Origin of the sequence: Streptomyces sp. ICBB 8177, assembly GCF_003144095.1 — a bacterium.
In the GTDB taxonomy this organism is placed as follows: domain Bacteria; phylum Actinomycetota; class Actinomycetes; order Streptomycetales; family Streptomycetaceae; genus Streptantibioticus_D.
Map to the genome: position 1 here is coordinate 392,299 of NZ_NSKH01000002.1, position 14,724 is coordinate 407,022.

At 71.8% G+C, this 14,724-nt stretch carries 17 protein-coding genes; 7 read left to right on the plus strand and 10 right to left on the minus strand.

What is annotated here, in order from left to right:
* Positions 1–41 precede the first annotated feature (41 nt).
* The 5 genes from CK485_RS02155 (at position 42) to CK485_RS02175 (ending at position 4,887) form a co-directional block, all read left to right on the plus strand.
* Positions 42–593: a DoxX family protein gene (locus tag CK485_RS02155; protein WP_109446203.1), complete on the plus strand. Its 552-nt coding sequence runs from the start codon at positions 42–44 to the stop codon at positions 591–593.
* 10 nt (positions 594–603) lie between these two features.
* Positions 604–1,731 (plus strand): ABC transporter permease, encoded by a 1,128-nt coding sequence (locus CK485_RS02160; RefSeq protein ID WP_109446576.1) that lies wholly within the window; start codon positions 604–606, stop codon positions 1,729–1,731.
* Positions 1,732–1,891: 160 nt separating this feature from the next.
* The gene (locus CK485_RS02165; RefSeq protein ID WP_241968095.1) at positions 1,892–2,500 is read left to right on the plus strand and encodes a TetR/AcrR family transcriptional regulator; all 609 of its coding nucleotides are present in this window, start codon (positions 1,892–1,894) and stop codon (positions 2,498–2,500) included.
* A 215-nt stretch (positions 2,501–2,715) separates the two neighbouring features.
* On the plus strand, positions 2,716–4,242 hold the full coding sequence (locus CK485_RS02170) for an MFS transporter (protein WP_109446207.1): 1,527 nt from the start codon (positions 2,716–2,718) through the stop codon (positions 4,240–4,242).
* Between the two features lie 153 nt (positions 4,243–4,395).
* Complete coding sequence (locus CK485_RS02175) at positions 4,396–4,887, plus strand: MarR family transcriptional regulator (RefSeq protein WP_109446209.1); 492 nt, start codon at positions 4,396–4,398, stop codon at positions 4,885–4,887.
* A gap of 25 nt (positions 4,888–4,912) precedes the next feature.
* Here CK485_RS02175 and CK485_RS02180 read toward each other — a convergent pair whose 3' ends face one another.
* Positions 4,913–5,428: a GNAT family N-acetyltransferase gene (locus tag CK485_RS02180; RefSeq protein WP_109446211.1), complete on the minus strand. Its 516-nt coding sequence runs from the start codon at positions 5,426–5,428 to the stop codon at positions 4,913–4,915.
* Positions 5,429–5,607: 179 nt separating this feature from the next.
* Between CK485_RS02180 and CK485_RS02185 the strand changes: the two genes are divergently transcribed.
* Positions 5,608–6,588, plus strand: coding sequence for a sigma-70 family RNA polymerase sigma factor (locus tag CK485_RS02185; RefSeq protein ID WP_109446578.1), 981 nt, complete (start codon positions 5,608–5,610; stop codon positions 6,586–6,588).
* Positions 6,589–6,641: 53 nt separating this feature from the next.
* Here the strand turns inward: CK485_RS02185 and CK485_RS02190 are convergent, their stop codons facing one another.
* The 5 genes from CK485_RS02190 to CK485_RS02210 are packed head-to-tail and all read right to left on the minus strand — an operon-like array spanning position 6,642 to position 10,717.
* Complete coding sequence (locus CK485_RS02190; protein WP_109446213.1) at positions 6,642–7,307, minus strand: hypothetical protein; 666 nt, start codon at positions 7,305–7,307, stop codon at positions 6,642–6,644.
* Positions 7,307–7,909, minus strand: coding sequence for a hypothetical protein (locus CK485_RS02195; protein WP_109446215.1), 603 nt, complete (start codon positions 7,907–7,909; stop codon positions 7,307–7,309). Before CK485_RS02195 ends, CK485_RS02190 begins: the two co-directional genes overlap by 1 nt.
* Complete coding sequence (locus tag CK485_RS02200) at positions 7,906–8,919, minus strand: hypothetical protein (RefSeq protein WP_109446217.1); 1,014 nt, start codon at positions 8,917–8,919, stop codon at positions 7,906–7,908. The genes CK485_RS02195 and CK485_RS02200 overlap by 4 nt, the downstream gene beginning before the upstream one ends.
* A gap of 56 nt (positions 8,920–8,975) precedes the next feature.
* Positions 8,976–10,397 carry a putative T7SS-secreted protein gene (locus tag CK485_RS02205; protein ID WP_109446219.1) on the minus strand — a complete coding sequence of 474 codons (1,422 nt, stop codon included), beginning with the start codon at positions 10,395–10,397 and terminating at the stop codon, positions 8,976–8,978.
* Positions 10,394–10,717: a hypothetical protein gene (locus tag CK485_RS02210; RefSeq protein WP_146214478.1), complete on the minus strand. Its 324-nt coding sequence runs from the start codon at positions 10,715–10,717 to the stop codon at positions 10,394–10,396. The genes CK485_RS02205 and CK485_RS02210 overlap by 4 nt, the downstream gene beginning before the upstream one ends.
* A gap of 301 nt (positions 10,718–11,018) precedes the next feature.
* On the opposite strand from CK485_RS02210, the gene CK485_RS02215 reads away from it, so the two are divergent.
* On the plus strand, positions 11,019–11,201 hold the full coding sequence (locus CK485_RS02215; RefSeq protein ID WP_109446223.1) for a hypothetical protein: 183 nt from the start codon (positions 11,019–11,021) through the stop codon (positions 11,199–11,201).
* Positions 11,202–11,215: 14 nt separating this feature from the next.
* Here the strand turns inward: CK485_RS02215 and mscL are convergent, their stop codons facing one another.
* The 4 genes from mscL to CK485_RS02235 all read right to left on the minus strand — a co-directional run bounded on the left by mscL (position 11,216) and on the right by CK485_RS02235 (position 14,466).
* Entirely contained in the window at positions 11,216–11,686 is a 471-nt protein-coding gene (mscL, locus tag CK485_RS02220; protein ID WP_109446225.1) for a large conductance mechanosensitive channel protein MscL, read from the minus strand.
* A gap of 94 nt (positions 11,687–11,780) precedes the next feature.
* Positions 11,781–12,638 (minus strand): S-methyl-5'-thioadenosine phosphorylase, encoded by an 858-nt coding sequence (locus tag CK485_RS02225; protein ID WP_109446227.1) that lies wholly within the window; start codon positions 12,636–12,638, stop codon positions 11,781–11,783.
* A gap of 124 nt (positions 12,639–12,762) precedes the next feature.
* A complete protein-coding gene (locus CK485_RS02230) occupies positions 12,763–13,086 on the minus strand; it encodes an FmdB family zinc ribbon protein (protein ID WP_109446229.1) in 324 nt (107 codons plus the stop codon).
* A gap of 147 nt (positions 13,087–13,233) precedes the next feature.
* Positions 13,234–14,466, minus strand: coding sequence for an MFS transporter (locus CK485_RS02235; RefSeq protein WP_241968096.1), 1,233 nt, complete (start codon positions 14,464–14,466; stop codon positions 13,234–13,236).
* Between the last annotated feature and the right edge of the window lie 258 nt (positions 14,467–14,724).

The window sequence follows — 14,724 nt, forward strand, 5'->3', positions numbered from 1 at the left end:
CAACTGGCCCCTTTCGAACCTCACTCGGGGAAGGACCCGCCATGTCGCACCGCAAGGACCTCGGACTGCTCGCCCTGCGTCTGGCCGTGGGCGGCGTGCTGTTCGCGCACGGGACGCAGAAGCTCTTCGGCTGGTTCGGCGGTCCGGGGATCGAGGGCACCGCCCAGGGCATGGAGCAGATGGGCTTCAAGCCGGGCCGCCCCAGCGCGGTCGCCGCCGGACTCGGCGAGACGGGCGGCGGCACCCTGCTGGCGCTGGGCCTGGCGACGCCCGCGGCGGGCGCGGCGGCGGCCGGGACGATGGCCTCCGCGATCTCCTTCCACCTGCCCAACGGTTTCTTCGCGGCCAACGGAGGGTTCGAGATGCCGGGCCTGGTCGGCACGGTGGCCGCCGGCATCGGTATCGCCGGGCCCGGCCGCTACTCCCTCGACCACGCCACCTGCCACGTGCTGGACCGGCCGTGGGTCGCGGCGGCGGCGTTCGCGGCCAGCGCGGCGGCGGCCTCGGTCGTCATCGGCAGGCGGCAGGCCGCGCTCGCGGCGGGCGGCGACGCGCAGGGCGGCGCCTCCGGCGACGACACCGCGGAGTCCTGACGTGGCGCACATGGCGGACGGCGCAGGCGGCGAGGGCCCGGACGGCGGCGAGGCCCGCGCCTCCCGTGACTCCCGCGCCCCCTATGACCCGGGGGGCTCCTCGCGGGGCTTCCTCGGGGAACTGAAGGACGCCGTCAGCGGACGTGCCGCGCTGCTGCTGATCGGCATCTTCGTCATCGAGATGGCGTTCATCGTCTCCTACCTGGGCGCCTTCCACTCGCCCACCCCGCAGCGCATCCCGGTCGCCGTCGTGGCGCCCGCCCAGGCGGAGAGCCAGGTGGTGAACGGGCTCAACGCGCTCCAGGGCGAGCCGGTACGGGCCACGGCGGCGGCGGACATGCGGGCGGCACGCCAGATGATCCTGCACCGGAACGTGGACGCCGCGTTCGTCGTCAACCCGCGCACCACGACCGACCGCCTGCTGCTGGCCTCCGCGGGCGGCCCCTCGGTCGCGCAGACCGTCACCCAGATCCTCCAGAAGACCGACCAGGCCAACCGGCGCACCGTCGCGATCACCGACATCCGCCCGCCGAACGCGGCGGACGGCCGCGGCCTCAGCTCGTTCTACCTGGTCGTCGGCCTGGTCATCGGCGGGTACCTGGCCTCCGCCGCGCTCGCGATGTCCTTCGGCGCGCGGCCCTCCAACGTGCACCGGGTCGGCATCCGGCTGGGCTCGCTCGCGGTGGTCTCGCTGCTGTCCGGGCTCGGCGGGGCGATCATCGTCGATCCGCTGTTCTCCGCGCTGACCGGCCACTTCGTGGCGCTGTGGTGGATCGGGGTGCTCACCACGTTCGCGGCGGCGGCCACCGGCATGGCGTTCCAGGTACTGCTGGGGCAGCTGGGCATCGGCCTGTCGCTGCTGGTCTTCGTGGTCTTCGGCAACCCCAGCTCCGGCGGCGTCTACCCCTCGACGCTGCTGCCGCCGTTCTGGCGGGCGATCGGGCAGGCGCTGCCGTCCGGCGCGGCGACCACGCTGGTGCGCAACTACGCCTACTTCGGCGGTTACGGCACCTCGACCGCGTGGTGGGTGCTGTCCGCCTGGGCGGCGGGCGGGGTGCTGGTCAGCTACGCCGCGTCGCTGCCCGCGGTGCGCAAGCACGCGCTCTTCGCGGCCCCCTCGGCTCCCGCTAGAATGTGACGCAGGTCACATCGCGCCCGTGAAATATCCGGGGATGCCTTCCCCGTTTACACCGTACGTAAGCGAAATGGGGATGCGTTCCCCGGATCGCACCGCATACGGTTCACGGGAAAGGAGCGCCATCGTGGGCAGTGTCGCCGTCAAGGCCAAGCCGTCGCGGATGCGGGCGGACGCGTCGCGCAACCGCGAGCGGATCGTCACCGCCGCCCGCGAGGCGCTGGTCGAGCACGGCCCCGACATGCCGCTGGACGAGATCGCCCGCCGCGCCGGGGTCGGCAACGCCACCCTCTACCGCAACTTCGCGGACCGGCGCGACCTGATCCGCACCGTCACGCTGTCGGTGATGGGCCGCGTCGCCGCGCGGGCCGAGGGTCTGCTCGACGAGGAGCCGGACGCCTTCGAGGCGCTGCGGCACTTCACCCACCAGGCCGCCGACGAACGCGTCGGCGCGCTGTGTTCCCTGCTGTCCGGCGCGTTCGACCGCGACGAACCCGAACTGCTCGCCGTGCGCGACCGGTTGACCCGTGCCGTCGAGGCGCTGGTGGACCGGGCGCAGGCCGCGGGCCAGGTCCGTCCCGACGTCGCCGCCGGAGACCTGATGCTGGCGCTCTCCCAGCTGACCCGGCCCCTGCCGGGAACGGCCTGCGTCGACATCGACCACTTCGTCCACCGCCACCTTCAGGTGTTCCTCGACGGACTGCGGGCCCCGGCCGCGTCCGTGCTGCCGGGGAGCGCCGCGACGCTGGAGGCCCTACGACGGTCCTCGTGACCCGCCGATGACACGGGCGCCGCACGCGCCCGGTCCCCGCTGACGCGACCGGCCCGCCGCAGACGCCGGGCCCGGGATCGCGTACGCCCTGATTCGTCCCCGCACGACCTGTTGTTTACGTAGCACCTGCCGAACCCCATGCCGCAGCACGCGCGCTGCCGCAGCCGACTTCGCACGTCATTTCCCGACTTCTCCGCACTTAGGTGGTTCCACCCATGCCCGGCTCCCTGACCCTGCCCGATCCCCGGCGCTGGAAAGCGCTCATATTCATCGCCCTCGCCCAGCTGATGGTGGTCCTCGACGCGACCATCGTGAACATCGCGCTGCCCTCGGCGCAGAAGGCCCTCGGCATCTCCGACGGCAACCGGCAATGGGTGATCACCGCTTACACGCTCGCGTTCGGCGGCCTGCTGCTCTTCGGCGGCCGCATCGCCGACCTCGTCGGCCGCAAGCGCACCTTCGTCATCGGCCTGCTCGGCTTCGCCGGCGCGTCCGCGCTGGGCGGCGCCGCGGTGAACACCGGCATGCTGCTGGGTGCCCGCGCCCTGCAGGGCGCCTTCGGCGCGCTGCTCGCGCCGTCCGCCCTGTCGCTGCTGTCGGTGATGTTCACCGAGGCCAGGGAACGCGCCAAGGCGTTCGGCATCTACGGCGCCATCGCCGGTGGCGGCGGCGCGGTCGGCCTGATCCTGGGCGGCCTGCTCACCGAGCACCTCAACTGGCGCTGGACCCTCTTCGTCAACGTCGCGTTCGCCATCATCGCGGTGGCCGGCGCGCTCGTGGTGATCCGGGAGCCCGAGGGCGCCCGCAACCGCAACCGCCTCGACATCCCCGGCGTCCTGCTGGCCACCGCGGGCCTGGTCTCCCTGGTCTACGGGTTCACCCGGGCCGAGACCAACGGCTGGAGCGCGGGCTCGACCATCGCGCTGTTCGTCGCCTCGGTCGTGCTGCTCGCCGCCTTCGCCCTCGTCGAGGGCCGCACGGCCGCACCGCTGCTGCCGCTGCGCGTGGTCACCAACCGCAACCGCGGCGGTGTCTACCTCTCGCTCGGCCTCGCCGTGATCGGCATGTTCGGGCTGTTCCTCTTCCTCACCTACTACCTCCAGGTGGTCAAGGGCTACGACCCGGTCAAGACCGGACTCGCGTTCCTGCCGATGATCGCGGGCATGATCACCGGCTCCACCCAGATCGGCGCCCGGCTGATGACCCGGGTCGCACCGCGCTGGCTGATGGGCCCGGGCTTCCTGGTCGCCGCGGCCGGCATGCTGATCCTCACCCAGATCTCGGTCACCAGCTCCTACGCGAGCCTGGTGCTGCCCGGCCAGATCCTGCTGGGCCTGGGCATGGGCACCGCGTTCATGCCGGCGATGAGCCTGGCCACCTACGGGGTCGAGCCGCGTGACGCGGGTGTCGCCTCCGCGATGGTCAACACCTCGCAGCAGGTGGGCGGCTCGATCGGCACCGCGCTGCTCAACACGATCGCGGCCAGCGCCACCACCGCCTACGCCGCCTCGCACCTGGCGGGCGCCCGTACCGCCGCGGCCGCCCAGCAGGTCAAGCTCCAGGCCATGGTGCACGGCTACTCCTCCGCGATCTGGTGGGCGGTGGCGATCCTGCTGGTCTCCTCGACGATCGCCTTCACCTTCATCAACACCGGGCACCAGGGCGGCACGCCCGTCGCCTCCGGCGGCGACAAGGCCCTCCAGGACGCGGAGGACCTGCCGATCCCGGTCATCGCGCACTGATCCGTTTCCGGTCACGGCGCACCGGTCCGTCCCCGCCCCGGCGCGCCGGTCGCGCCGCAGGGGTACGGATCACCGGGCCCCGCTTCCCCGTCTCCTCGGGGAAGCGGGGCCCACCTGCGTCTTTGAAGCTTCAAGCGGTCGTACGCTGGAGACATGGCGACCACCGAACCGCGCTGGCTGGACAAGGAGCAGCAGCGGACCTGGCGGGCCTACATGGCCGCGACACAGCTGCTGTCCGACCACGTCGACCGGCAGCTCCAGCGCGACGCCGGCATGCCGCACACCTACTACAGCCTGCTGGTATGGCTCTCGGAGTCGCCCGGCCGCCGGATGCGGATGACCGAGCTGGCCGAACGCTCCAAGATCACCCGAAGCCGTCTGTCGCACGCCGTCGCCCGGCTGGAAGAGGACGGCTGGGTGCGCCGCGAGGACTGCGCCACCGACCGCAGGGGCCAGGTCGCGGTCCTCACCGAGGAAGGCATGCGGGCACTGGAGAAGGCGGCCCCCGGCCACGTCGAGGCGGTGCGCGGCGCGCTCTTCGACCGCCTCACCCCGGAACAGACGGCCGCCCTCGGCGAGATCATGCGCACGGTCGCCGAGAACCTGGCCCCCCGGAGCGGCGCGGACCTGCCCTGGCGACGCTGAGGACGGCCCAGGGGACGGATTCCGGTCAGTCCAGCGGTTTCTCGTAGAAGGCCACGTCCCAGTAGCGGCCGAACTTGCGGCCGGTCTGCCCGAAGACGCCGCAGCGGCGGAAGCCGAAGCGCTCGTGCAGCCGCACCGACGCCTCGTTCGGCAGCGTGACGCCCGCGTAGGCGCGGTGCACGTCCTCCCCGGCCAGCGCGGCGAACAGCGCCTCGTACAGCAGCGTGCCGACGCCCTGCCCGCCCGCGCCGGGGGCGACGTAGACCGTGGTCTCGACCGACGTCGCGTAGGCGGGCTTGGGGCGGAACGGGCTGGAGGTCGCGTACCCCAGCAGGCCGCCGCCGCCGTCCTGCGCCACGAACAACCGGTGCGGACCGTGCTCCGCGTAGTGCGACAGCCATGCCTGCCGCTGTTCGGGGGAGAAGGCAACCGTGTCGAAGGTGGCGGGCGTCTGAGTGACGTAGTGGTTGTACAGCGCGGTCAGCTGCGGCAGGTCGTCCGCCGTGCCGGGCCTGAGCTGGGGATTCGTGGTGCCGGGCATCGTTTCTCCGGGGCGGCGTCGGGGGGCTGGGCGCCGGAGGATACTGCAAGATCCGGAAAATCAGACCTCGACTTGGGAATTCTGTCCTGATTCCAGTCGTTGTTTCCAACTGAGTGGGCACCCGGATTCCCAAGGACCCACAAGGGATGTACGCGACCGAACCACGCAAGGGAGCACGCATGGCAACCCGTGCCGTCGCCCGCCGTCGCAACGACGGGCCCAGCAGTGTTCGCGCCACCGGCGGTGAGGTGGCCGACCGCGATCTGGTCGGCATGTACCTCGACGAGATCGCGCGGACCCCGCTCCTGGACGCGGCGCAGGAAGTGGAACTCTCCCGGGCCGTCGAGGCCGGTGTCTTCGCCGAGCAGCTGCTCGACGCGGGCGAGACGGCGGACGGCGCGAGCGAGGAGGAGCTGCGCGCGATAGCCGAGGCCGGGGCGCGGGCCAAGGACGTCTTCATCCGCTCCAACCTGAGGCTGGTCGTCGCCGTCGCCCGCCGCTACCCGCGCAGCGGTCTGCCGCTGCTCGACCTCATCCAGGAGGGCAACGCCGGCCTGGTCCGCGCGGTCGAGAAGTTCGACTACACCAAGGGCTTCAAGTTCTCGACGTACGCGACCTGGTGGATACGCCAGGCCATCACCCGCTCGATCGCCGACCAGTCGCGCACCATCCGGCTGCCGGTCCACCTGGTCGAGGAGCTGGGCCGCATCCGCCGGGTGCAGCGGGAGTTCAACCGCGAACACGGTCGTGAGCCGGAGCCCGGGGAGATCGCCGCCGAGCTGGGCGCCTCCCCGGAGCGCGTCGCCGACGTGCTGGACTGGGCCCGAGACCCGGTCAGCCTCAACATGTCGGTGGACGACGAGGGCGAGACGCAGTTCGGCGACCTGGTGGAGGACACCTCGGCCGCCTCGCCGGAGGACTCCGTGCTGGTGATGCTGCGCCGCGAGGAGCTGGAGGAGCTGATCGGCCGCCTCGACGGCCGCACCGCGTCGATCATCCGTGCCCGCTACGGCATGGAGGACGGCAAGGAGCGCACGCTGACCGAGGTCGGCAAGCAGCACGGCCTGACCCGCGAGCGCATCCGCCAGATCGAGAAGCACGCGCTGCTCGAACTCAAGCGGATGGCCGAGGACACCGGCTTCGCCTACGAGGCGGCGTAAGGGCCAGGAGGCCGGGGTGAGGCCCGCCCGGGTGCGCCGCGCCCGCCGGACGGTCAGCCGTCGGCGGGCTCCAGGCGCAGCGTCGTCGCCAGCCGGTCCACCAGGTCGCTGAGCCGCTCGTCCAGCGCGAGCGCCTGCCAGCTGCCGAACAGCAGCACCGCCTTGCGGCTGCCCGGCGGCAGCGCCGCGTACGCCACGGTCTGCACGATGACGCCCTCCCCCGGCTCGTCGTCGCCGTCCGGTTGCCCCGTGCCGCCCGCGTCGTCGCCGGCTCCCGCGTTTCGCGTGGGCTGCCGGTCCACGACGTACTGGTGCCGCACCCGCACGGCCGGGCCGATCGGCAGGTCGCCGTAGTCCACCGTGGCAGGGTGCATCGAGCGCTCCGTCGGCGTCGCGAGGAAGTCGGCGAGCGCCCTGACGGTCAGCTCGGGCCGCTCGGCGTCCGGTGCCACCAGGGAGATCTCGAACCGGGCGGTCTCGCCCAGCGCCGGGTCGGGGCAGAACGACAGCGCCGTCACCGGTCCGCGCCGGCGCGCGTCCAAGGTCGCCTCGTGCAACGCGTTCGCCAGCTCGGCGACGGCCTCCGCCCCGCCCTCGGGGCCGAGGCGCTCGCGCGCGGTCTCCTCGGACCAGGCCGCGAGTTCGTCCGTCGGCAGGGCCAGCGGCAGTTCGACCGCGCCGCCCGGAACGCCGACCGAGACGGTGAGTGAGCCGGGCATCAGGCCATCCATTGCAGGGTCATCGCTATCGAGTCGAAGAGCTTCACCAGTGCTTCGGCCAGCGGCTCCATCGGGGTGGAGAAGGACAGCAGCAGGTGCGCCTCGGTGTCCGGGACCGCGACCTGGAAGTCGACGTGGGTGACGGGGAGTTTGTTGCCGTCCGGGTCGTCGGCCTCCGGTACGCGGCGGTGGCGGGTGCGCAACGCGGGCCCGGCGAGCGGCAGTTCGACCATCCGCACGTCCTCGCCCGCCGCCCCCTTCGCGACGCCGAGCCGCTCCAGGTCCGCGCCGCCGGCCGGGGCGGGCAGCAGGGTGACGACGAGCCCGGCGGACAGCGGGACGCCGTCCACCGACAGCATCGACAGGTACATCTCGACGCCGCCGCGCGCGTGCGCGGCCCTGGCCTGCTCGCACAGCCGCTCGGCCACGTTCATGCGCAGCTGCGGGGTGCCCGCGGTGCCCCGGAAGGCCCGGTTGACCAGCTTGTCGATCCGGTGCGGCCAGCGCTCCGGGTCCAAGGCGATCCGCTCCCAGCCCTCGGGCACGGCGAGCCTGAAGTCGGTTGGCGGGGCGGGGGGCCCGGCGGAGTCGTGCGTGATCACTTTGTGTGGGTCTTCCTTCTGCGCGCGGCGGCGATGGCCCACACCGGGGCCGCCAGGAGCGCCACGAGGGCGGCGACGGCGACACCGCCGCTGATGTCGACGTTGTTGCCGGACGACGTCCCGAAGCGGGGACCGTACCAGCCGGACGGGTCGTAGACGACGGTCGCGGTCGTGCCGATCGCGGTGGTGCAGGTGCTGTCGTTGCTCTCGGTCCGCTGGACCGACCCGTTGGGCAGGCGCACCTTGCAGTACTGGACCTTGTGCCCGTGCGACCAGGTCGTCATCGGCGCGACGACGGTGGCCTGCGCCTGCACGCCGCGAGCGGCGAGGTACCAGTCCTGAGTGCGGAACGGCACCATGGCGGCGATGACCACGAAGGAGATCAGGAGCATCGCTCTGGCCGCTCCCGATCCCGGCGAGGAACGGATCTTCCTGTTCGCCCACGAGAGGACGATGGCGAAGTAGAGCAGTGCCACGATGATCGCCAACGCGCCGATCCACACGGTCAGTACCGCACACAGCACGAGCCCGACGAGCGCGGTGGCCAGCGTGATCAGCCATCCGGACACGATCGCGCGGGCTCCGGGGCCGTCCGGATGGCCTTCGGTCAGGTAACGGATCCGCTTGGCCTCGCGCCGCCTGGGCGACTGTCCCGGTGCCCCCAGCACATCGGTGTGCTCGACCAGCAGCCTGCGTAGATAACTCATGCCGTATCCGGTTTCACACAACGTGCGCAACTTGTCGATGCTGAAGCCGGTGGCGGCGGCCAGCCGTTCGCGGTTTTCCTCCGACAGCGAGTCCAGCAACGCGGCTGTGGTCCCGTCGTCGGGCGCTTCCTCCTCTGGGAACATCGTGAGCATGTTCCGCGCGTGCTGAGCGCCATCCCTGGAGGCTCCCATCTCGCGCAGCTTGTCTGCCGAGTAACCGCCCATCTCAAGCATCTTGAGGTGGACCTCGGAGGTCGAAGCGAGAAGCTCGTCGATCGAGGGGAGAGGGGTCTTCTTACGCACGGGTGCGCTCCACTTCGGAGGCCGGGAGTCTCTGATCACGTCGGTCTGCGATCCGGTCAGCCGTCCTGGGGGACCCAGTGGCCGTTGAGCCCGGGGATGCCGTTCGCCCCGACCCCGGGTATGGACTTGACACCGAGATCGCCGAACACGTTGGGGCCAGTGATCCAGTTGGACGGCTCGTTGGTCGCCTGCAGGTTGGCCCAGCCCGCCAGCAGAGGGCCGGCCTGGCTTGAGAAGTAGGCGATGCCACCCTTGATGGCAGCGGTCTTGAACGGCGAGCTGGCGACCTCCGGGAGCGTTCGTGCGGGGTTCAGTGTCTTGAAGTACGTGGACACCGCCTCCGCCGACTCCCCACGGGCAGCCTTGATCGCGTCGATGTAGACCTTCGGGTTGAGCGCCTTGCCGGCCATGGACTTGAGATTGGGCAGCAGCTTGACCGGGTTCTCCTTCAGCGAGTTCATTGCGTCGAGGGCCTTGTCCATCTCCGCTCCCTTGACGGAACGGACGACATCCCAGGCTTCCTCGCTGCTGATGCCAAGGCTCTTCAGCGATTCGACCGTCCGGCCGGCTTCCTGCATCGTGTCGATGCCACGTGCCGCGACCTCAGCTGTCTTGGCGCCCTCGCCGAGTATGCGTCCCGCGCCGAACGACAGCACACCCACCACGTCGATCGCCACGTCGAGCCAGGTCCCCTTGCCGTCCAGCGCGGAGACCGTGTCGCAGACCAGGGCGACCACCGACGCGATCGCGGCGAGCGCGCCCAGCACCTCGCCCAACACCGGCACCCACGACAGCAGCAGCGCGGCCACGCCGAGGAACGCGGCGGCCACGCCCGCCCAGTGGCCGATGTCGGCCACCAGGTCCTGCCAGCCGTCCCACCAGTGGTGCGGCGGGTTCTTCAGCCCGTCGTTGTCGATGGCGTCGCGGATCGCCTGGGCGGCGTTGTGCGCCTGGGTGTCGCGGGAGTCGAGGACGCCGCCGAGCTTGTTCTGCCAGGTGGTCAGGTCGCCCTCGGACTGCTGCTTCTGGCTGTGCAGCTGCTTCAGGTCCGCAGCGCTGGTGTGGGACGGCGCGTTGGTGATCTTCTTCTGGTTGGCGTTGTCCTCGTCGTAGGCGGTCTTGAGCTTGCCCAGGATGCTCTTGGCCTCGGCCTGGAGGCTCTCCAGCTCCCCGGCCCAGCCCTTGCCCGAGATCGAGGTGCCCAGGGCCGAGGCGGCGGCCGCGTACCGCTTCTGGGACTTGGCCAGCAGGTCGGCGGTGTCACCCACCTTCTTCTGGAACGCGCGTCCGGCGTCGGAGTCCCAGCCGGTGCCGTCGACCAGGTTGCGCAGGTTGCCCGCCTGCGTCTCGATCATGGAGGCGATGTCCTGCATCTTCTTGCCGAGGATCGCCACCTCGTAAGGGTCGCCGGGGACGAGCTTCGGGTCGTCGTAGCGGACGGTGTCCCAGTCGATGCCGGAGAAGTCGTGGTGGCTCACTTCGCGGCTCCGCCCTTGCCCTCGGCGCTCTTCTCGGCCTTCAGCAGCGCGCTCGCCAGGTGGCTGTCGACACCGTCGTAGGTCTCGGCGGCCTTGGTCACGCAGGTGCCGAGGTCCTGGAGGTTCTTGCACAGCTCGTCGCGCTTCTTGGACCAGTCGGTGCTGAAGTCGCCGAGCGCGTCGGACAGTTCGCCCGAACCGAGGTAGCCGCTGAAGGAGTTCACCAGGTCGCTGCCGTGCTCGAAGTCGGACCGCAGCGTGGCCATCGTGCTGCCCATCGTCCGCAGTTCGTTCGTATCGACCTTGATATGACCGCCCATGCGCGTCCCCCGTTGTCTCGTCCGACCGGTTCAAGCCCCCCGATCCTGGCAAGCGGGCCGTGGGGCGAGCAACCTGGGGGTCGGCTCGACGTGTGAGGATGATGTGTTTTTACGAAGGCTTTGTCGTCCCGGCGGTGCGGGCGGCGCTCCCGACGACGCGGCGGCGCTCACGGCGGCCCCGAGGCGGCGGCGGGACCACGGCGGCCTTGTCGGTCCCGAGGCGGCCGCGAGACCACGGCGGCCTGTCGGCCCTGTTGTGTACGCTTGAGGCATGAGCACGCCTGTTGCGTACGCTTGAGGCATGAGCACGCCTCCGACCCCCGCCGAGCCCTCGGAACCGGGTCCCTCCGCGCTGGTCTTCGACGATCCGCTGGACCGGCCCGCCGCCGACGACACCGATCAGGCGTGGGGCGAGCGGCCGGGCGGCGACGCGGCGGCCGATCTCGCCCGTTTCCTGGACGAGAAGCCGCCGCACCACCTGTGAGCCCGTGCGCCCGGCTAGGCGTCCTGCCCGCCGCGCGGCTCCACCAGCGTCTCGCGCCCGTCGCGCTGGCGTACCACCAGCGCGTCGCGGATCTCCCGCAGCAGCACGATCTCGGCGGCCTCGGACTCCGCCTGGCTCTGCGCCTGCTCCTGCTCGGCCTTGGCGTTGCGCGCCGCGCGCATGGCGAGGAAGCGGGCCATCGGCGCGACCATCAGGAAGTACACGACGCCCGCGGTGATCAGGAAGTTCAGCGCCGAGCCCAGCACCGAGCCCCAGGCCAGGGTGACGCCGTGTCCCGCGATGCACGGACCCTTCAGACAGGACTTGTAGTTGTCCAGGTCGGTGGTGCCGAACGCGCCCACCACCGGGTTGATGATCCCCTTGACGACGGAGTTCACCACCCCGGTGAACGCGGCGCCGATCACCACCGCGACCGCCAGGTCCACGACGTTGCCCCGCATCAGGAACGCCTTGAACCCGGCCATCAGCCCGGGCGGCCTGCCGCTTCCGTTCTCCGTACTCACTGCTGAGAAATCCCTCGTGTCCGCTGGTGTCGTGGGTGCCGGCCGCCCCGGCGGCTCACGCCACGGGCAGACCGGTGTCAAGACCGTCCAACGCGTGAGCGCACAAACAGTCGCGGTCGGCGGCGGACGGAAGCGCGCCCACCACGTCGAACAGTACGGTCCGCAGCCTTCCCACGTTGTCCGCGAACACCCGCAGGACCTCCTCGTGGGAGACCCCCTCGCCGGTCTCGGCCCCCGCGTCCAGGTCGGTGACCAGCGTCAACGACGTGTAGCACAGGCCGAGTTCGCGGGCGAGCACCGCCTCGGGATGCCCCGTCATGCCGACCACCGACCAGCCCTGTGACGCGTGCCACACCGACTCGGCGCGGGTCGAGAAGCGCGGCCCCTCGACCACCACCAGCGTCCCGCCGTCCACCGCGTCCCAGCCGCCCGCCCGCGCGGTGCGCACCGCGATCCGGCGCCCGACCGGGCAGTACGGGTCGGCGAAGGCCACGTGCACGACATTGGGCACCGTGCCGTCCGGCAGCGCCTCGCCGTCGTAGTAGGTCTGCCGGCGCTGCTTGGTGCGGTCCACCAGCTGGTCGGGGACGAGCAGCGTGCCGGGCCCGAACTCGGGGCGCAGGCCGCCGACCGCGCACGGCCCGAGGACCTGGGTGACGCCGAGCGAGCGCAGCGCCCAGAGGTTGGCGCGGTAGTTGATGCGGTGCGGCGGCAGGTGGTGCTTGCGGCCGTGCCGGGGCAGGAAGGCCACCTGGCGTCCGGCGACCTCGCCGACGAAGACCGAGTCGCTGGGCGGGCCGTAGGGCGTCTCGACGACGACCTCGGTCACGTCGTCCAGGAAGGAGTAGAAGCCGGAGCCGCCGATGACCCCGATCCCGGCCAGCGGGGCCGGTGCGCTGCTGCGTGACGTCATGCCGTCACCCTAACGGCGGCCCGGGCACGCCGAGGACCCCGCGGGGTCTGTCCCGCGGGGTCCGTCACCAGGCCGTAAGACCCGGGGTGCGCGTGCGTGCGGTCGGGCGCGGCCGGCCCTCGGCTCAGGCCGCCGAGCTGCCGGAGGCGGCCGGGGCGGCGGGCTTCGACTCGCTCTTGGCGGAGGAGCTGTCCGAGGACTTGCTCTCCGAGGACTTGCTCTCCGACGAGCCCGAGCCGGCGGACTTCGCCGGGCTGCCGCTGGACGACGAGCCGCGGCTGTCGGTCCGGTAGAAGCCGGAGCCCTTGAAGACGACGCCCACCGCGGAGAACACCTTGCGCAGGCGCCCGTCGCAGCTCGGGCACACGGTCAGTGCCTCGTCGGTGAACTTCTGCACCGCCTCGAGGCCCTCGCCGCACTCGGTGCACTGGTACTGGTAGGTCGGCACTTGCTCCTCCTGGCACTCTCACTCAATGAGTGCTAACGACGCTCAATAGTGCAGCATTCCGGCCCGTCAGTCCACTGCGGCGGGCGCACGGTGACCGAGACCACCGTCGGTGTACGGGCCGGTCCGTCCGCGGCGTCCGCGTACGGGTCAGAGCGCGCGCGGCGCCAGGCGGCCGCGCAGCGCCGTCAGCACGGCCAGCGCCAGCGCGGTGCCCGCCAGCGGTACCAGGAACCCGGCGCTCGCCCCGAAGCCGTCCGCCAGCCGCCCGGCGACGGTGGCCGCCGCGGCCTGGCCCAGCGCGACCGCCCCGGTCAGCCAGGTGAACGCCTCGGTGCGCGCGCCGGGCGCGACCAGGGACTCCACCAGCGTGTAGCCGGTGATCAGGGAGGGCGCGATGCACAGCCCGACCAGCAGCCCGATCGCCCCCAGCAGCGGCACGGCGTGCGCCGCCCACAGGCCCGAGCAGGCCAGCGTCAGCAGCGGATAGGCGATCAGCAGCCGCCGCCGGGGCGCCGTCTTCCAGCGGACCGCGCCGCAGGCCACGCCGGAGAGCATGTTCCCGGCCGCGAAGATCCCGTAGAGCACGCCGTTGATGCCGGGGCGCCCGATGGACTCGGTGAACGCGGTCAGCGAGACCTGCATGCCGCCGAAGACCGCGCCGATGCCCAGGAAGACCGCGATCAGCACGCGCACGCCCGGCACCGCGAGCGCCGAGCCGTGCGTGCGACCGTCGCTGTGCCCGGCCGAGCGCCGCGGGACCGGCGCGGTGCGGCGCTGGGCGGCGAACAGCAGGCCGCCCACCAGCGTCAGCGCCGCCTCCGCCAGGAGTCCCGCGGCCGGGTGGACGGAGGTGCACAGCGCGGTCGCCAGCACCGGGCCGATCACGAAGGTGAACTCGTCGGTGACCGACTCGAACGCGGCGGCCGTCGCCATCAGCGGCGAGCCCTCCAGTTTCGCGCCCCACCGGGCCCTGACCATCGGGCCGACCTGCGGCACCGAGGCACCGGCCGGGACCGCGGCCAGCAGCAGCGCCCACAGCGGGGCGTGCCCCAGCGCCAGCACGGTCAGCAGGATCACCGAGGCGGCGTGCGTGATCACGCCGGGCACCAGCACCGCGGTCTGCCCGAAGCGGTCGGCCAGCTTGCCGCTCTGCGGGGCGAACAGCGCCATGGCGACGCCGGTGACCGCCGAGACGGTGCCGGCCGAGCCGTAGGAGCCGGTGGTGTGCTGGACCAGCAGCACGATGCCGATGGTCAGCATGGCGAACGGCTGCCGGGCCGCGAAGCCGGGCAGCAGGAAGCTCAGGGCATGCGGGGTGCGCAGCAGCCGCCCGTATCCGGCGCGCGCCGTGCTGTCGTCCGCACCGGGGCCGTTCGGCAGCGCGGACAGCGCCGTCGCGCCCGGGGCCGTACCGGAGCCGTTCCGCTCGGTGTGGTTCTTCGTGACCGTGGATCCCACGGCCGGGCCTTTCCGCCGCCTGGTAGCGCCTCCCGGCTGTGTCCGGGAGCGCCGAGAGCTGTCCTCTCGCGCATGGTCCGCGGTAGATACCGGGTCCACGCCCTGAGAGACGATGCGGGGACCGGCCGCCGTGCGGTCGCGCCAGCTCTGCGTCAGGCAGAGTTGGTGGGTTTACACAAC